At 63.9% G+C, this 18382-nt stretch carries 15 protein-coding genes; 9 read left to right on the top strand and 6 right to left on the bottom strand.

Annotation, left to right across the window (positions count from 1 at the left end):
- Positions 1-114: 114 nt before the first annotated feature.
- Entirely contained in the window at positions 115-1635 is a 1521-nt protein-coding gene (gene adh / locus NCR38_RS26360) for an aldehyde dehydrogenase (protein ID WP_061116322.1), read from the bottom strand.
- A 532-nt stretch (positions 1636-2167) separates the two neighbouring features.
- Here adh and NCR38_RS26355 point away from each other — a divergent pair.
- The 3 genes from NCR38_RS26355 to NCR38_RS26345 all read left to right on the top strand — a co-directional run bounded on the left by NCR38_RS26355 (position 2168) and on the right by NCR38_RS26345 (position 4751).
- A complete protein-coding gene (locus tag NCR38_RS26355) occupies positions 2168-3565 on the top strand; it encodes an OFA family MFS transporter (protein WP_061116321.1) in 1398 nt (465 codons plus the stop codon).
- Between the two features lie 21 nt (positions 3566-3586).
- The gene (locus NCR38_RS26350) at positions 3587-3724 is read left to right on the top strand and encodes a hypothetical protein (RefSeq protein WP_061116320.1); all 138 of its coding nucleotides are present in this window, start codon (positions 3587-3589) and stop codon (positions 3722-3724) included.
- Between the two features lie 721 nt (positions 3725-4445).
- Positions 4446-4751, top strand: coding sequence for a high-potential iron-sulfur protein (locus NCR38_RS26345; protein WP_061116319.1), 306 nt, complete (start codon positions 4446-4448; stop codon positions 4749-4751).
- A gap of 7 nt (positions 4752-4758) precedes the next feature.
- On the opposite strand, the gene NCR38_RS26340 is transcribed toward NCR38_RS26345, so the two are convergent.
- On the bottom strand, positions 4759-5265 hold the full coding sequence (locus NCR38_RS26340) for a DUF4019 domain-containing protein (RefSeq protein ID WP_061116318.1): 507 nt from the start codon (positions 5263-5265) through the stop codon (positions 4759-4761).
- 170 nt (positions 5266-5435) lie between these two features.
- Between NCR38_RS26340 and NCR38_RS26335 the strand changes: the two genes are divergently transcribed.
- Positions 5436-6308: an endonuclease/exonuclease/phosphatase family protein gene (locus tag NCR38_RS26335; RefSeq protein ID WP_061116317.1), complete on the top strand. Its 873-nt coding sequence runs from the start codon at positions 5436-5438 to the stop codon at positions 6306-6308.
- Here the strand turns inward: NCR38_RS26335 and NCR38_RS26330 are convergent.
- The 3 genes from NCR38_RS26330 to NCR38_RS26320 form a co-directional block, all read right to left on the bottom strand.
- Positions 6305-7372: a M14 family metallopeptidase gene (locus NCR38_RS26330; protein ID WP_061116316.1), complete on the bottom strand. Its 1068-nt coding sequence runs from the start codon at positions 7370-7372 to the stop codon at positions 6305-6307. The two genes, NCR38_RS26335 and NCR38_RS26330, sit on opposite strands and share 4 nt — an antisense overlap.
- A gap of 10 nt (positions 7373-7382) precedes the next feature.
- Positions 7383-8576, bottom strand: a complete 1194-nt coding sequence (locus NCR38_RS26325) for a M20 aminoacylase family protein (RefSeq protein WP_061116315.1) — start codon at positions 8574-8576, stop codon at positions 7383-7385.
- Positions 8577-8672: 96 nt separating this feature from the next.
- On the bottom strand, positions 8673-9569 hold the full coding sequence (locus NCR38_RS26320) for a LysR substrate-binding domain-containing protein (RefSeq protein WP_061116314.1): 897 nt from the start codon (positions 9567-9569) through the stop codon (positions 8673-8675).
- 194 nt (positions 9570-9763) lie between these two features.
- On the opposite strand from NCR38_RS26320, the gene NCR38_RS26315 reads away from it, so the two are divergent.
- The 5 genes from NCR38_RS26315 (at position 9764) to NCR38_RS26295 (ending at position 18132) form a co-directional block, all read left to right on the top strand.
- Positions 9764-11080 (top strand): MFS transporter, encoded by a 1317-nt coding sequence (locus tag NCR38_RS26315; RefSeq protein WP_061116313.1) that lies wholly within the window; start codon positions 9764-9766, stop codon positions 11078-11080.
- Between the two features lie 556 nt (positions 11081-11636).
- Entirely contained in the window at positions 11637-12203 is a 567-nt protein-coding gene (locus NCR38_RS26310; RefSeq protein ID WP_096031945.1) for a (2Fe-2S)-binding protein, read from the top strand.
- 10 nt (positions 12204-12213) lie between these two features.
- Positions 12214-13218: a xanthine dehydrogenase family protein subunit M gene (locus NCR38_RS26305; RefSeq protein ID WP_061116312.1), complete on the top strand. Its 1005-nt coding sequence runs from the start codon at positions 12214-12216 to the stop codon at positions 13216-13218.
- Between the two features lie 21 nt (positions 13219-13239).
- Complete coding sequence (locus NCR38_RS26300) at positions 13240-15468, top strand: xanthine dehydrogenase family protein molybdopterin-binding subunit (protein WP_061116311.1); 2229 nt, start codon at positions 13240-13242, stop codon at positions 15466-15468.
- A 486-nt stretch (positions 15469-15954) separates the two neighbouring features.
- Positions 15955-18132 (top strand): malate synthase G, encoded by a 2178-nt coding sequence (locus NCR38_RS26295; protein WP_061116310.1) that lies wholly within the window; start codon positions 15955-15957, stop codon positions 18130-18132.
- A 51-nt stretch (positions 18133-18183) separates the two neighbouring features.
- On the opposite strand, the gene NCR38_RS26290 is transcribed toward NCR38_RS26295, so the two are convergent.
- Positions 18184-18369, bottom strand: a complete 186-nt coding sequence (locus NCR38_RS26290) for a 4-oxalocrotonate tautomerase (protein WP_016347879.1) — start codon at positions 18367-18369, stop codon at positions 18184-18186.
- Positions 18370-18382 lie beyond the last annotated feature (13 nt).

The following is an 18382-nucleotide window of genomic DNA, read 5'->3' as shown; positions in this document are numbered from 1 at the left end:
CAAAAGTGGCGCGCGGGCGGCCGCGCCCGCCCCCCCTCGACCTAGGGGGAGCCGAAGTCAGGCCGGGTGGGCGCCGCCCCCCCCCGCGCCCCCGGCCGGCCCCCCCCGCAGGCTTTAGAAGAAGCCGAGCGGCTTGTCGCTGTAGCTGACGAGCATGTTCTTCGTCTGCTGATAGTGATCGAGCATCATCTTGTGATTCTCACGTCCGATGCCCGACTGCTTGTAGCCGCCGAACGCCGCGTGCGCCGGATACGCGTGATAGCAGTTGGTCCATACGCGTCCCGCCTGAATCGCGCGGCCGAAGCGATACGCGCGTGTGCCATCGCGCGTCCATACGCCCGCCCCGAGACCGTAGAGCGTATCGTTCGCGATTTCGAGCGCCTCTTCCTCGGTCTTGAAAGTCGTCACCGACAGCACCGGCCCGAAGATTTCCTCCTGGAAGATGCGCATCTTGTTGTGGCCTTTGAAGACCGTCGGCTTGATGTAGTAGCCGTTCTTCAGCTCGCCATCGAACGTCGCGCGCTCACCGCCTGAGAGGCACTCCGCGCCTTCCTGCTTACCGAGATCGATGTACGACAGGATCTTCTGGAGCTGCTCCTGCGATGCCTGCGCGCCGATCATCGTCTTCGTGTCGAGCGGATGCCCCTGCGCGATCGCCGCGACGCGCTTCAACGCGCGTTCCATGAAGCGCTCATAGATCGATTCCTGCACAAGCGCGCGCGACGGGCACGTGCACACTTCGCCCTGGTTCAGCGCGAACATGGTGAAGCCTTCGAGGGCCTTGTCGAAGAAGCTGTCGTCGGCGCTCAGCACATCCTCGAAGAAGATGTTCGGGCTCTTGCCGCCGAGTTCGAGCGTCACGGGAATCAGGTTCTGGCTCGCGTACTGCATGATGAGGCGGCCGGTCGTGGTCTCGCCGGTGAACGCGATCTTCGCGATGCGCTTGTTCGATGCGAGCGGCTTGCCCGCTTCCAGACCGAAGCCGTTCACGACGTTGAGCACGCCCGGCGGCAGCAGATCTTCGATCACCTCGAGCAGCACGAGAATCGACGCGGGCGTCTGCTCCGCCGGCTTCAGCACGACGCAGTTGCCGGCGGCGAGCGCGGGCGCGAGCTTCCATACGGCCATCAGAATCGGGAAGTTCCACGGAATGATCTGCCCGACGACGCCGAGCGGCTCATGGAAGTGATACGCGACCGTATCGTGATCGATCTCGGAGATGCCGCCTTCCTGCGAACGCGCCGCGCTCGCGAAATAGCGGAAGTGATCGATCGCGAGCGGAATGTCCGCGGCCATCGTCTCGCGCAGCGGCTTGCCGTTGTCGATGGACTCCGCGAGCGCGAGACGCGACAGGTTCTGCTCCATGCGATCGGCGAGCTTCAGCAGAAGGTTCGCGCGGTCGGTGACGGATGTCCTGCCCCACGACGTCTTCGCCGCGTGCGCCGCGTCGAGCGCGGCTTCGATATCGGCTTCGCGCGAACGCGGGATCGACGTGAAGGGCTCGCCGGTGATCGGCGAGATGTTGTCGAAATACTCGCCGCCCGCGGGCGGCATCCACTTGCCGCCGATGAAGTTGCCGTACTGCTTCTTGTAGGGGTATTCGGTGCTCAGGAACTGCATCTCTGCGTGATTCATTTGTGTGTGCTCCTCGCATGTCGACGTGAATGGGCCGGTACTGCATGTGTCCGGCGCCGGTCGCTCTTGATTGCGAGTTCCATGCCATCGCGCGCGCGATGTCGCAAGCGGCGCGCAAGCCGCATCGGCATGCGGTTTCGGGGCGCATCGTCAGGGTTTATACGAGGCCGATGTGAACTGTTCACATTCAGAACACCTGCTCCCACCTGTAGCGATGCGACGCAACGCAGATCGCGTGTCCGGGCGCCCTGCACAAGCATGATTTGCTGCGGGCAAACGCTTATGGCACGAGTGTTCATATTGCAAAGCCCTTCACACTTGTCTATGGTCATGCCAGCCGTGGCAAAGCGCCGCACCCCATATGTCGTTGCATCGCATGTTTGGGCGGCGCGAATGGCCTTGCGATCAGTCGATGAAGACCGCATCGACTCGCATGACCACGGCGGGCTGCTCGTGTCCGGCGACCCCGGCGCAGCACCTCAAGCAAACGATGCGCGCGCACGTGCATGCATGACGCGCCACGGAGACCACGATGAACAGCACAATCAATCAAGGGGCCGTGCACGGCCCGACAGGCTTTTTTTCCAAGCAGGCGACCATCGCCCGGCCCGGGTTCACGCGCTGGATGGTGCCGCCCGCCGCGCTGGCTGTTCACCTGTGCATCGGGCAGGCGTATGCGTTCTCGGTGTTCAATGCGCCGCTCACGAAGATCATCGGCATCACCAGTTCGGCACCCGATGACTGGTCACTGACGACGCTCGGCTGGATCTTCTCGCTCGCGATCGTATTTCTCGGCTTGTCCGCCGCGTTCGCAGGCAAATGGCTGGAGAAGGTCGGCCCGCGCCGCACGATGTTCACCGCGGCCTGCTGCTTCGGCGGCGGCTTTCTCGTTTCGGCGCTCGGCGTCCATCTGCATCAGATCTGGCTGCTGTATCTCGGTTACGGCGTGATCGGCGGCATCGGGCTCGGGCTCGGCTATGTGTCGCCGGTATCGACGCTCATCCGCTGGTTCCCGGACCGCCGCGGCATGGCGACGGGCATGGCGATCATGGGCTTCGGCGGCGGCGCGATGATCGCGGCGCCCGGTTCCGTCGCGCTGATGAACCACTTCAAGAGCGCGACGAGCGCCGGCGTCGCCGAGACTTTCGTCGTGCTCGGCGTGCTGTATTTCATCTCGATGACGATCGGCGCACTCGCGATCCGCATCCCGCCGGCGGACTGGAAGCCGGCTGGCTGGACGCCGCCTGTGACCGCCAACAAGATGATCACGAAGAATCACGTGGACATCGATCAGGCGCTGAAGACGCCGCAGTTCTATCTGCTGTGGCTCGTCCTGTTCCTGAACGTGACGGCGGGCATCGGCGTGCTCGGGCAGGCCTCGGTGATGATCCAGGAGAGCTTCAAGGCCTCGATCACGGCGGGTGCGGCGGCGGGCTTCGTCGGGCTGCTGTCGCTCTTCAACATGGGCGGGCGCTTCGTGTGGGCGTCGGCGTCGGACTGGATCGGGCGCAAGAACACTTACTTCGTGTTCTTTGCGCTGGGCGCGGTGTTGTACTTCCTCGTGCCGCAGTTTGCGGGCGCGGGCAACATCGCGCTCTTCGTACTGGCCTACGGCATCATCCTTTCCATGTACGGCGGCGGCTTCGCGACCATTCCCGCGTACCTCGCGGACATGTTCGGCACGGCGTTCGTCGGCGGGATTCACGGCCGGCTGCTGACCGCGTGGGCGGCGGCGGGCGTCGCGGGTCCGGTGCTCGTCAACTACGTGCGTGCCTATCAGGTGGCGCATGGCGTCGTCGGCGCCGAAGCGTACACGATGACGCTGCACATCATGGCCGTGCTGCTCGTCGTTGGCTTCATCTGCAATCTGCTCGTCACGCGCGTGCATGAGAAGCACCACATGGACACGTCGCCGCAGACGGCGAACTAAAAGTCAAAGAGGAGATCCGCGATGAATGACCGCATCGATACTCAGGCAGTTCACCCGTCGAATAATGGGCTGCTTCTGTTGTTCTGGGCGTATGTGCTGATTCCGCTCGGTTGGGGCGTTACGAACACGCTCACGCAGGCGATCAAGCTGTTTCAGTAATCTGAAAGGTGACATTTCCGCGCGCCGGACGGCCGATGCGATTCATCGGTTCACGGCGCGCGCTTCATTGAATCCGCGTTGAATCCGCACGATCCGAATCATGTCCCCGGCATCCTTGACGAAGGGCACCTTCCGCTAGCCGGCGCAAACGTCCTGTGCAGACAAGCTTCGCTGTGTTCCCGTGCCGAGTCCGATGGGCATCGGCATGACATTCCCCCATTGACTGACCGTCGATATTTCCAAGGATTGGTATCGACGAGCACGGGGGCATGCCAGACGGCTATTCCCGATGTTGTCAGTGCCCGCGATCCTCCACCCTGCTCAGGCTGCGGCGCGCGAGCACGCTCATGAGAAGCGTGCCGCACACGAGCGCCGCCATATACACGCCTGCCATCATCCAGTCCAATTCACTCACGGTGGTTCTCCTTCTGATTAAACCGCGGCCGGGGCGCCACGGGGTCACGCGATGCAACTGCGTTCTGGCCTGATTTACGGCACGCGCGCGCAAAGGTTTAGCGCGCTGGAATGAACGACGTTGGCAACACGTTCAAGGAGAATGCGAAAGCGACGCGTCAAGAAACCGATCGCGCGTACGATTTCGCAAACGTGTGGCTTGCAAACGCCGCGATGCGGGCAAGGCGGCGCGCGTCGGCGTATCGTTCGACTAGCGCCCGAGAGCGCACGACGACATTCCCCGCAGACAAGAAAACGGTCCACGACAATGAACACCTCCCGCCGCAGCTTCATGATTTTCAGCATCGGCATGGGCACGACGCTATGGCTCACGCGGGCCCGCGCCGATGTGCCGCACTTGAGCGAAGCGGATCCGGCGGCCGTCGCCGTCGGCTACACGGAAGACGCCGCCAAGGTGGACAAGGCGAAATATCCCGCCTTCGCGGCGGGACAGACATGCGCGAACTGCTCGCTGTATCAGGGCAAATCGAGCGATGCCTGGGGCGGCTGCTCGCTCTTCAACGACAAACTCGTGGCCGGCAAGGGATGGTGCGCGTCCTACACGAACATGTGAGGCCGGCTCAGCGCACCGAATAGCCGACGAACCGCCAGACCTTGTCCGAATCGAGAATGAACGTCACCATCTCGCGCGACGACTGACTGGCCTGACTGAACTGGGTGTCGAAGAGAATGTTGATGTACGCGCCGGCGGGCATGTTGCCGGTGCCGTCGTAGCGATAGTGCTTTACGCCCATCGGCATGCGCAGGCCCGGAGCGCCCAGCGGCAAACGGTCGCGCGCGATCTTCTTCATGAAGTCTTCGCGGGAAACGATCTGTTTTGCGATGGGCGAGGCCTGATCCCATACGTCGCCCGCCTTGTTCTGGTCGATCAGCCTGATGATGCTCGACGCGACCTGGGCGATATCCCGGTCCTGCTGATCGAGCGCCGCCTGCTGCTCCTTCGTGAGCGAGCGCGTTGCGGCGGGTTGAACCGCTTGCTGTGCTGGCTGAGTTTGTTGCGCGTGGCACGCGACGCCCGCTGAAAAGAGCAGGAACGCGGCGAGAGAGACGGAAAAGCGTGATTTCATGACGGACGACGTTCGTTTCCACGGCGCAGATTGTATCGCCGTCCGCGACGCGAACGGTAAGAAATACTTAGTTTCGGAAATTTGCACGGAGCCGCGAGCATGTGCGGTCGAGCACACGTCTTGCTTAAGGATTGAACAGTGGCTTCCAACGCTTTTCGCCGAGGTTCGACATGCGGCTAGTCGACTGGAACATTCAATGGGGACGCGGCGTGGATGGCCGCGTCGATCTCGCGCGCATCGTCGCCGAAGCAAAGGCGCTGCACGATTTCGACATCCTGTGCCTGCAGGAAGTGACGCGCGGCTTTCACGAAAGCGAACAGGCGGGCGGACTCGGTGGCCGACCGGCCCCCGACCAATTCGCCGAGCTCGAAACGCTGATTCCCGGCGCGACCGTCATCGACGCAATCGGCTCCGATCTGCCGCCCGTGGGCGCCGGGCTCGCACGCCGTCAGTTCGGCAACGCGATCGTCAGCCGCCTGCCGGTGCGTCAGGTGTTGCGCCATTCGCTGCCGTGGCCCGCCGATCCCGCGAAGCCGTCGATGCTGCGCGTCGCGCTCGAAGCCGTCATCGAGACGGACGTAGGCCCGCTGCGCATCATCAGCACGCATCTCGAGTTTTATTCGGAGAAGCAGCGGCTCGCGCAAGTCGCGCGTTTGCGCGAACTGCACGCCGAAGCGTGCGCGCACGCGCGTCAGCCCGCGAGGGCAGAAAGTCAGGCGAGCCCGTTCGCCGACACCGCGCGGCCGACTTCCGCGATTATCTGCGGCGACTTCAACAGTGCGTTCGACGCCTCGGCGTATCGCGCGATGCTGGCGCCGCTCGCCGATGCACCGGCGTTCCTCGATGCCTGGACCTGCGCGCATCCGAACGCGCCGCGCGCGGCGACCGTCGGCCTGTACGATCACGATCAATGGCCCGATGGGCCGTTCGCCTGCGACTTCATCTTCGTCACCGAAGACCTGAAGCCGCGCATCGCGGGATGCGAAGCGGACCAGTCGAGCCGATCATCGGATCATCAGCCGATGTGGCTCGAACTTCGTTAAGCGCCTTCTTCGCGCGAAAGGCCATATAGCGCCTGCAACGCCGCTGCGCGCGCCTGCCCGACGATCATCCCGCGCCAGATATCGTCGTCGATGTAAAACGCCGCGCGAATCTGGCGGCGAATGTCGGCCTTCAGCGCAGCGGGCGCGTGCGCATGATGGCGCACCCAGACATCCGCGCGCAGCATGTCGAGCATGTCCGTGAGCGGCACCGTGCCGTACTCGATCGCAATCGATGCAATCGCGGCATGCGGGCACGTCTGCCGCAGCGTATCGAGCAAGGGCCCGGCGACATCCGCCGCGATCGACGTGCCATCCAACGGGCTCGTCACGTCCGCGCCCCACCAGCGCCGCGCACGCGCCACATCGCCGACGCAGATCTTCGCGCCGAAGCCGCTCGGCCCCAGTCCCGTATGAAAATCGATCCAGCCGATCGCCGTGCACGTCTCTCCGTATTCCGCGAGCAGACTGCGCATCGTCCGCGTGCTCCACGCGGCTTGCGCGCCGCCGTAGAACATGCCCTGCGCGTGGGTGTACTGGCCCGTCGTCACCGCTTGCTGATACGCCCATTGCCCGCGCGTTTCGATGTAGGTGCGAATCGCCGCGATGTTCGCTTCGTCAGGCGGCCAGCTCGCCGGAAGCAGCAGCTCGTGCAGCTCCGCGTAACCGGGGTTTTGCGGCAACGGCCCCGCGAAATCCACGCTGTTGCGATTCAGATCGACATTGCCTTCCGTCGTGCGGCTCAGATACGAAAAGCCATACGGATTGATCGCATGGACCAGCAACATCGCGACGCCGAGACTCTCCATCAGCGCGGGCAATACGTCGTCGCGCATCAACGCGATCTGTGCGCCCGAGCCGCAAAAGCCTTCGACGCCATGCGTCGCGGACGTGAGCACGAGCAGGCGCTTCGCATCGGCCGGGCCGATACGCACGACATCGGTTGCGAGCGTCTCGCCTTCCAGACCGTCGATGCCTTCGAGCACGCGCGTATCGACCGCGAGTTTGCGCGCGGCGGCCGTGTCGAGAAACCGCTGACGCGCCTCGCGATACGTCGATGAAAACATGCTCACCTCCCTACGCGCGCGAAAGAAACGCTTCGACCAGACGCACCCAGTACGTCGAGCCGAGCGTGAGCACGTCATCGTTGAAATCGTAGCTGCTGTTATGCAGCATGCACGGTCCGATGCCATGACCGTGTTCGCGATGCTCACCCAGTCCGTTGCCGATATACCCGTAGCAGCCCGGCCGTTCCAGCAGCATGAACGAGAAGTCCTCCGCGCCCATCGTCGGATCGACGTTCGTGTTCACCTTCTGCGCACCGACGACATCGCGCATCACGCCAAGCGCGAATTGCGTCTCGCTCTGCGTGTTCACCGTCGGCGGATAGTTGCGTACGAAACTAACTTCAGCCTTGCACCGATAAGCCGCCGCCGTTGCCGCGACGATCTCCCTCATGCGCGTCTCGATCAGATCGAGCACGTCGGTGGAAAACGTGCGCACGGTGCCGCCGAGCGTCGCGGTCGTCGGGATCGCGTTGATCGCGTGGCCCGCCTGCATGCGCGTGATCGAGAGCACGGCCGCGTCGATGGGCCGCTTGTTGCGCGTCACGATGCTCTGCAAGCCCGTGCCGATCTGCAGCGCGGTGAACACAGGATCGACGCCATCGTGCGGAATGGCCGCATGCGCGCCCACGCCCTCGATGCGGATCTCGAACTCGTTGCTCGATGCCTGCGTCGCGCCCACACGCGCACCGAATTCGCCCGCCGCCATGCCCGGCCAGTTGTGCAGCGCGAACACGGCATCGACGGGAAAGCGCTCGAAGAGGCCGTCTTCGATCATCGCTTTCGCGCCGCCCCCGCCTTCTTCGGCGGGCTGAAAGATGAAGACGACCGTGCCGTCGAAATCACGGTGGTTCGCAAGGTATTGCGCAGCGCCGAGCAGCATCGCGGTGTGGCCGTCGTGGCCGCACGCATGCATCTTGTTCTCGTGACGCGACGCATGCGCAAACGTGTTCAGCTCAGGAATCGGCAGCGCGTCCATGTCGGCGCGCAGGCCGATCGCGCGCTTGCTCGCGCCTTTCTTCAACACACCGACCACGCCCGTCTTGCCGAGCCCGCGCGTCACTTCGATATCCCAGCTTTCGAGCTTTTGCGCGACCAGTTCCGCCGTGCGCGCTTCTTCGTAGCAGAGTTCGGGATGCGCGTGAATATCGCGGCGAATGGATTGAATCTCGTCGCGCGACCGGGCGATCTCGGGAATGATCGACATGCTTTCCTCATGTGTGAGTGAGTGACCCGAAGCATTGTCGATGGCCGGAAATAACAGCGAAAGCTGATATTCCTTGTCCGTGACTTAAGGAAAGCTTTAGCTTTCGCGCGGCGGTATGGCACCGCGCGAACGCATGCGGATGCGCTCCTGCACGATGCTCATGACCGCGTGCCGGTCGTGAATCTTGCGCTCCAGCATGCCGACGACGCGCCGCGGCGTATTCTTCGCGAGCGGCAGCACGCGCAACGCCGGATCGCTCGCCCACGAGCCGTATTCGAGCAGCGGCACGACAGAAACGCCCGCGTCCTGCCGCACGAGTTCGACGATCACTTCGAGCGAATTCAGTTCGAGGAACTCGTTCACGACGAGCCGGTTGTGCTTCAACGCGCGATCGATCAGCGCGCCCGTTCGCTGCGCGCGATCGAAACGCAGAAACGGCCGGCTCGCGAGCATGTCGGCTGCGCTGGCGGGGGCGCTGCCGGGCGTTCCTATCGCGACGAGCGGCTCCGCATAGAGCGGTGTCCAGTTGAGGCTCGCCGGCGTCTTGCCCGCCATCTCGACGATCACCGCCGCGTCGATCTCGCCTGCTTCCACCTGCGGCGCGAGGGCAAGCGCCTTGCCCGTGAAAAGCCGCACATCGAGGCGCGGATACTGGCCTTTCAATTCGGTGACGACGGACGCGAGCGCGCCCATCGCCGAATCGACCGCGCCGATGGCAACCGATCCCGCGATTTCATCGTCGAGGCCCGTGAGCCGCATGCTGTCGTAGAGCGCGACGATGCGCTCCGCCTGCGGCAAAACCTGCTTGCCGATGCTCGTCAACCGGTTGGTGCGCCCCACGCGGTCGAAGAGCGGCCGCTTCAGATCGTCTTCGAGCGATTGCATCTGCATGCTCACGGCGGCTTGCGTGAGCGCCACTTTCTCGGCGGCGGCGGCGAAAGAGCCGTAACGCGCGACGGCGATGAAGGTGCGCAAAAAGCGAATGTTGCTCATCGTGTCTTGGGGACAACCCGAACCGTTCGATCAGGTTTCCTTGAGTGTCAGTTCAGAAATTCTATATTTTCTTATTTCAACTCGGCGTAATGTTTGCGTGTTGCAGCGGCTCGCGCGCCTCCCGCGGCGCGAGCCAGTAAAAGACCGGATGTCGTCGCCCTGATCAATCGCCCCACGCCCACGGAGTGCATTCGATGAGCACCGTACTACCTGCAGCCCACGCGGCCGAACAGAACGCCGCGCTCAATCTGTCCGGCCGACGAGCGATCGTCGTATCGACCATCGGCAACGCGCTCGAATGGTTCGACTTCATGGTCTACGGCTTCTTCGCCGTCATCATCGCCAAGCTGTACTTTCCCGCAACGAATCCCACCATCTCATTGCTCGCGACCTGGGCGACGTTCGGCGTCGGCTTTCTGACGCGGCCGCTCGGCGGGATCGTGCTGGGCGCGGTTGCGGACCGCGTCGGACGCAAGTCGGCGCTCACGCTCACCATCTCGCTGATGGCGGTCGGCATCGCGATCATCGCGTTCGCGCCGACGTATGCGGCGATCGGCATCGCCGCGCCCCTGTTGATGCTGCTCGGCCGCCTGATTCAGGGCTTCTCGGCGGGCGGCGAAGTGGGCTGCGCGACGGCGTTTCTCGTCGAATACGCGCCCGCCAACAAACGCGGCTATTTCGGCAGCTTCCAGATGGTCGCGCAGGCAGCGGCGAGTCTCGCGGGCTCGTTTTTCGGCGCGGTGCTCACGCGCACGCTGAGTCCCGAGCATCTGAACAGCTGGGGCTGGCGCATCCCGTTCGTCATCGGCCTCCTGATCGTGCCGGTAGGCTTGTATCTGCGCTCGAAACTGGATGAGTCGCCCGTGTTCGTCGAGAAGGCGCAGAAGAACGAACTGAGCGCGCGTCCGATCCGCGACACCGCCACGAAGCACTGGATGCCCGTGCTCGCGGGTTTCGGCCTCACGGTGTTCGGCACCATCGGCACATACATCTTCCTGCTGTATCTGCCGACGCACGCCACGCGCGTCCTGCACATGGCGCTGACCGACGGCCTCATCAGCTCGACGATCGGCGCGCTCGTGTATCTCGTCTGCTGCCCGATCTTCGGCCGGCTCTCGGACCGCATCGGCCGCAAGAAGCTGATGGCGACCGCGCTCGCGCTGTCGCTCGTCACGGCGTATCCGATCTTCGCCGTGCTCACTGCGCATCCGAGCCTGCCGATGCTGGTCGTCTGCCAGGCGCTTCTGATGACTTACCTCGGCATCTTCCAGGGCTGCTATCCGGCGTTCATCTCCGAACTGCTGCCGTCGAGCGTGCGTTCGACGGGCATCTCGGTGAGCTACAACGTCGCGGTGATGATCTTCGGCGGCTTCGCGCCGGCCATCGTGCAATGGCTGACGATGACTACGGGCGACCCGCTTTCGATCTGCTACTACGTGATTTTCGGCAGCGCGGTCGCGCTTCTGACGATCCTCCCGCTGCGCGACCGCTATAGCGAAGCGCTGCGGTAAGGCTGCTGCATGGTGTTCGCAAACGAAGGAGAATGGGCTGCCCGCACGGAAGTCCGGCCCGCTTAAGTCTGAATTAAGAAAGCGCGCTTAGGCTGAGGACTGACCGACCCACCCCTCCTTCCGGCCGCGCAAGCGGCCATTTTTTTGGAGCGACACGGTGCAGATGATCGTCCGCTTGTTCCTGATCCTCGTGGCGCTCGTGGTCTTCACCACGGTCGGCGTGTTCCTTCTTTCGCTCGTCGCGCGGGCCGGCATCACGCACTGAATCCTTTCCGCGCTGTGGGCATGCTTCGTGCGCCCGCAGCATCCCGTGGCCCGCGCGCGAGCTTTCGGTCGGGAAAGTTTCGCGTCAGGTGCCTATACTGGCTGAGTGTCGTCTTTCGCCGCATCGCCCGCGCCCGAAGGTCCTGCGCGCCCCGCACAGACCCTTTTCGCCGCCTTTCCTTCGCGCCATCGCGCTCGACACGCTTCGCCGCATCTTCGTCTCTCCCACGCTTTGCCGCGTCATCGCCGCGTTTCGTGCAGCGCGTGCTGCACATTTCCAGGAGATTGCCCGATGCCACAACGTCATACCCCCCAATCGAAAACTACACACGCCGATACGCCGAACAAGGCACTGGCGCCATTGCCGGCCAAGGCGGACGACTCGGCCGCAACGTTCACCTTTACTGTCAACGGCGCGAGCCATACGCTTTCCCTCGATCCGCGCACGACCTTATTAGATGCACTGCGGGAGCATCTTCACCTCACCGGCACGAAAAAGGGCTGCGATCACGGCCAATGCGGCGCATGCACCGTTCACGTGAACGGCCGCCGCGTGAATTCGTGCCTGTGTTTCGCCGCCGCCTGCGAAGGCGACACCATCACGACGATCGAAGGCATTGGCGAAGTCGACGCGCTGCATCCGCTGCAGGCCGCGTTCGTCGAATGCGATGGTTATCAGTGCGGCTACTGCACGGCAGGCCAGCTGATGTCGGCGGTGGCGCTGCTCGACGAACCCATCGGCCCGAGGGACGACGACGTGCGCGAAGCGATGAGCGGCAACCTGTGCCGCTGCGGCGCGTATCAGAACATCGTCGGCGCGATCCAGTCGGTGCGGGCGAACAAGTCGTCGTCGGAATAAGGAGAGCGACATGGACATGTTCCAACTCTCCCGCGCACGCGACATGCGCGATGCGATCAATGCGGGCGCACTCGCGCATACCGCGCAGCAAGGCGCGGAAGTGCGCTTTCTCGCGGGCGGCACGACGCTGCTCGACCTGATGAAGCTCAACGTCGAGCGGCCGATGCGCGTCATCGATATCAGCCGCCTGCCGCTCGACGAGATCGAGGCAACGAACGACGGCGGCGTGCGTATCGGCGCGACCTCGCGCAACTCGGATCTCGCGCATCATCCGCTGATTCGCGATCGTTATGCGGTGCTGTCGCAAGCGGTGCTCTCCGGCGCGTCCGTGCAGTTGCGCAACATGGCGACCACGGGCGGCAATATCCTGCAACGCACGCGGTGCGTGTACTTTCGCGACACGACGTCGCCGTGCAACAAGCGCGAGCCGGGCAGCGGCTGTTCCGCGATTCAGGGCTTCAATCGCATGATGGCGATTCTCGGCACGAGCGAGTCGTGCATCGCGAGCAATCCGTCGGACATGTGCGTGGCGCTGCAGGCGCTCGAAGCGACGATTCACGTGGAAGGCACGGCCGGCAAGCGCGCGATTCCCATCGATGAATTCTTTCTCGTTCCCGGCACCACGCCCGATCGCGAGAACGTGCTCGATGCCGGCGATCTGATCACGCACGTCACGTTGCCCCCGCCGGTCGAAGGTACGCGCTCGGCCTATCTCAAGCTGCGCGATCGCGCGTCGTATGAGTTCGCGCTGGCGTCGGCAGGTGTCGTGATCGGCGTGAAGGATGGGCGCATCGCGCATGCGCGCGTGGCACTCGGCGGCGTCGGCACGAAGCCGTGGCGCTCGCGCGAGGCGGAGAAGGAGTTGCAGGACGCCGCGCCCGACGAAGCCACGTTCAGGCGCGCCGCCGATGCCGCGCTCGCCGGTGCGAAGCCGCAAAGCGAGAACGGCTTCAAGGTCGAGCTATCGAAGCGATGCATCGTGCATACGCTCAAGATGGTCACGCAAACGTCCTGAACCCGACCGAGGAACCCGAATATGTCCACCGCGCCCGACATCACGCAGTCTTTTATTGGACGGCCCCAGTCGCGCATCGACGGACCGCTGAAGGTCTGCGGCCGCGCGACTTATACCTCCGACGTCGACCTGCCCGGCATGCTGCACGCCGTGCCGGTCGGCGCCACCATCGCGAGCGGCAGGATCACGTCGCTCGAATTCGCCGCCGCGCAAGCCATGCCCGGCGTGAAGCTGATTCTTCATCGCGGCAATATCGGCCGCTTCTATCGCATCTCCGGCAATTCGATCGATACCGGTTTCGTCGACGAGACCCGGCCGCCGTTCGAAGACGACATCATTCGCTATTACGGGCAGTACGTGGCGCTCGTCGTCGCGGACACGTTCGAAGCGGCGAGCGCCGCGGCTGCCGCGATCAAGGTCGGCTACGACAAGACCCCGCACGACGTGAGCACGACGCTCGACGCGAACGAGAAGCCCGACATCCAGAGCGAGCGCGGCGATCCCGACAAGGCATTCGACGACGCGCCCGTCAAGGTCGATGAAACCTACGTGACGCCCGTCGAAACGCATAACCCGATCGAGTTGCATGCGACCGTCGCGCACTGGGACGGCGAGCGCTACACGTTCTATGAAACGAGTCAGGCCGTCGCCAACCATCAGGGCACGCTCATGCAGATGCTCGGCCTGCCGAAAGAAAAAGTGCGCGTGATCTCGCGCTATCTCGGCTCGGGCTTCGGCGGCAAGTTGTGGATGTGGCCGCATTCGCTGCTCGCCGCGGCGGCGACGCGGCAACTGGAGCGTCCCGTCAAGCTCGTGCTTTCGCGCAAGATGATGTTTCAGAACGTCGGGCACCGGCCGACGACGCAGCAACGCGTGCGGCTCGCGGCGACGCAGGACGGCAAGCTCGTCTCGCTGCGGCACGACTTCCTGAACCACGCGGCCATCGCCGACGATTACCTGGAAGACTGCGGCGAAGCGACGCCGTCGATGTACAGCACGCCGAATTTGCGCGTGACGGGCGGCACCGTGAAACGCAATGTCGGCTCGCCCACGTCGATGCGCGGGCCAGGCGCGGTGCCCGGCCTGTACGCACTCGAATCGGCGATGGACGAGCTGGCCGTCGCCTTGAAGATCGACCCTGTCGAACTGCGCTTGCGCAATGAACCGAGCGTCGACGAAAGCAGCGGCCTGCCGTTTTCGTCGCGGCATTTCGTCGAGTGCCTGAAGACGGGCGCGGAGAAGTTCGGCTGGTCGAAGCGCACGCCGGAAGTCGGCTCGATGACGCGCGACGGTCTCACGCTCGGCTGGGGCGTCGGCGCGTGCAATTGGCCGGGTCTGCGCTTTTCGGCGGAGGCGACCGTCGATCTGCGTTCGGACGGCACCGCGCGCGTCGCGTGCGGGACGCAGGATATCGGCACGGGCACGTACACGATCCTCGCGCAGCTCGTCGCGGAACATACGGGCATTCCGCTCGACAGGATCGAAGTCGGCCTCGGCGATACGTCGCTGCCGCTCGGTCCGGTATCGGGCGGATCGGCGGCGACCGCATCGGTGATCCCGGCGGTATCGGATGCCGTTCGTGCGGCGATCAAGACGCTCCTCGCGCGCGCCGTGAAGGCGGAAGAAATGCCGTTCGCGGGCGCGAAAGCCGAAGAGCTGGCGATGAGCGGCGGCTACGTGCATCGCAAGAACGAGCGGCCCGAAAGCGGCGTGCCGTACGCGCGCATTCTCGAAGCGGCGAAGCTGCATGCGGCATCGGGCAGCGGCAGTGCGAAAGGCGGCTTCGACGATCCGCTGAAGAAGAAGTGGTCGATCCACTCGTACGGCGCGCACTTCGCCGAAGTGACGTGGGAGCCGGCGACCGCGCGGCTGCGGGTGAGCCGCGTCGTGACGGTCATCGACGGGGGCAAGATCCTGAATCCGCGTGCGGCACGCAATCAGATCGAAGGCGCGGTCGTGATGGGTGTCGGCATGGCGCTCTTCGAGCACACCGTCTACGACGAACGAAGCGGCGCGCCGGTCAACAGCAGCCTTGCGGATTACGTCGTCGCGACCAACGCCGATACGCCGAAGATGGACGTCACCTTCCTCGATCATCCGGACACGGTCTTCAACGAGCTGGGCGCGCGCGGTATCGCGGAGATCGGGCTCGCGGGGATCGCGGCGGCGATCACCGGTGCGGTGTATCACGCAACGGGCGTGCGGGTGAGAAAGCTGCCGGTGATGATTGAAGATTTGCTGAAGGCGTAGCTGTAGATCTCGTTGAGCCCGGTGTTTCGTGTCTTTCATCGGCACGAATGCCGGGCTCGGACAGCCGTCCATTCCTGGCTGAGAACGATCTGGCACCCGGACTGAAGCTGCATTCACTGAAGGTCTTCACCCCGTGCGACCGAACCGAAGATACGTGCATTCGATCGCCCTAAAAGCTCATCGCGCGAAGATCCCCCCGCGCGCTACCTGATCGCACGCGCGATGCAAACATTGCAGGTGCCGTTCCGGCATGAGCCGAGACGCATCGGCTTTGCCCGAGTACGTCGACCACGTCCTCACGGCGATCGAGCGTATCCCGAGGTGCCGTTTCAGTTGCTTGCGCCTCCGATGCCCCGCGCGTGCCACGCACCCTGCAGGCACGCGACTTGCAAATCCCCCGCGCTTCGATCCTCCCTCAAGACGCGCTACCATAGAGCCCAGCCCATCCCCAAACCCTGTGCAGCAGCAAACTCAGCCGGAGTGCCCATGACCGACATGATCAAACAACACGGCCTGCAGGTCGACGCGAGTCTCGCGAAATTCGTCGATGAAGAAGCCATCCCCGGCACGGGCGTCGACAGCGCGTCCTTCTGGAAGGGATTCGATGCCATCGTTCACGATCTCGCGCCGAAGAACCGCGCGCTGCTCGCCGAGCGCGACCGCCTCCAGACCGAGCTCGACAACTGGCATCGCAGCAATCCCGGCCCGGTTCGCGATCTGCGCGCCTATCGCAAGTTTCTCGAAGAGATCGGCTATATCGTGCCCGCGCCCGCGCATGTGCAGGCGAGCACCGCCAACGTCGATCGCGAGATCGCGGAGCAGGCCGGCCCGCAACTGGTCGTGCCGCTCTCCAACCTGCGCTATGCGCTCAATGCCGCCAATGCGCGCTGGGGCAGCCTCTACGATGCGCTCTACGGCACCGATGCAATCGACGAAAGCGACGGCGCCGAGCGCACCGCGCAGTTCAATCCGAAGCGCGGGGCGAAGGTGATCGCCTATGCGCGCGCATTCCTCGACGACAACGCGCCTCTCGACCACGGCTCGCATGCCGATGCGACGAAGTACAGCGTCGAGCAAGGCAAGCTCGTCGTCACGCTGAAGGACGGCGTCAAGACCGGCCTTGCCAACGCCGAACAGTTCGCGGGCTATCAGGGCGACGCGAAAGAACCGTCCGCCATTCTGCTCAAGCACAACGACCTGCACTTCGAGATCCAGATCGACGCGAGCCACTCCATCGGCAAGACGGATGCCGCGCATGTGAAGGACGTGCTGATCGAAGCGGCGGTGAGCACGATCATCGACTGCGAAGATTCGGTCGCGGCCGTCGATGCCGCCGACAAGACGCAGCTCTATCGCAACTGGCTCGGGTTGATGCAGGGCCATCTCGCCGAGCAGGTGACGAAGAACGGCAAGACCTTCACGCGCAGCATGAACCCGGATCGCGAATACACCGCGCCGAATGGCTCGACCATCAAGCTGCACGGACGTTCGCTGCTGTTCATCCGCAACGTCGGCCATCTGATGACGAACCCCGCCGTGCTCGACCGCGACGGCAACGAGATTCCCGAAGGCATCCTCGACGCCGTGATGACCACGCTCGGCGCGATGCACGATCTGAAGAACCAGATGAACTCGCGCACGGGTTCCATCTATATCGTGAAGCCGAAGATGCACGGCCCCGCTGAAGTCGCGTTCGCGGACGAGCTCTTTTCGCGCGTCGAAGATCTGCTCGGCCTGCCGCGCCACACGATCAAGATGGGCATCATGGACGAGGAGCGTCGCACGAGCGTCAACCTCAAGGCATGTATCGCTGCGGCGGGCGCGCGCGTCGCGTTCATCAACACGGGTTTCCTGGACCGCACCGGCGACGAGATGCATTCGTCGATGGAAGCCGGCCCGATGATGCGCAAGGGCGACATGAAGTCGTCGAAATGGATCAGCTCGTACGAGCGCAACAACGTGCTCGTCGGCCTGAACACCGGCTTGCGCGGGCGCGCGCAGATCGGCAAAGGCATGTGGGCGATGCCCGATCTGATGCACGCGATGCTCGAGCAGAAGATCGCGCATCCGAAGGCCGGCGCGAACACCGCATGGGTGCCCTCGCCCACGGCAGCCACGCTGCATGCGCTGCACTATCACATGGTCGATGTGCAGCAGGTTCAGCAGGAACTCGAAAGCGTCGACTACGACAGCCAGAAGAACGAGTTGCTCGATGGCCTGCTGACGATTCCCGTCGTCGACAAGCCCACGTGGTCGGAAGATGACATCAGGAACGAGATCGAGAACAACGCGCAGGGCATCCTCGGTTATGTCGTGCGCTGGGTCGATTCGGGTGTCGGTTGCTCGAAGGTGCCGGACATTCACGATGTCGGCCTGATGGAAGACCGTGCGACTTTGCGCATTTCCAGCCAGCACATCGCGAACTGGCTGCGGCACGGCATCGTCACGGAAGAGCAGGTTCGCCAGACGCTCGAGCGCATGGCCGCGGTCGTCGACAAGCAGAACGAAGCCGACCCGTACTATCGCCCGATGGCGCCTTCGTTCGACAGCTCGTTCGCCTTCAAGGCCGCGTGCGCGCTGGTGTTCGAAGGACGCACGCAGCCGAGCGGTTATACGGAACCGCTGCTGCACAAGTTCCGTCTCGCCGTGAAGGCATCGACGTAACGCGATAGATCGCGCACATGCGGCATCGCGCCGTATGTGCGCATCGACGACTTACTGCTCCGACCAGAGCTTGCCCGCGGTCGCCCAGTTCTCGCGCTTCACGTCCGTCAGAATGATGTCCACCGAGCCCGGCTCGCAGCCGAGCGTCTCGCACGTCGTGCGCGTGATCGCCTCGACGAACTTGCGCTTCTCTTCCGCCGTGCGGCCTTCGAACAATTGAATGTTGAATGTCGGCATGCCGTTGATCTCC

It is taken from the genome of Caballeronia sp. INML1, from assembly GCF_023631085.1.
In the GTDB taxonomy this organism is placed as follows: Bacteria; Pseudomonadota; Gammaproteobacteria; order Burkholderiales; family Burkholderiaceae; genus Caballeronia; species Caballeronia turbans.
Note: the sequence above shows the minus strand (reverse complement) of the source record. Positions and strands in the feature narration are given on the sequence as shown.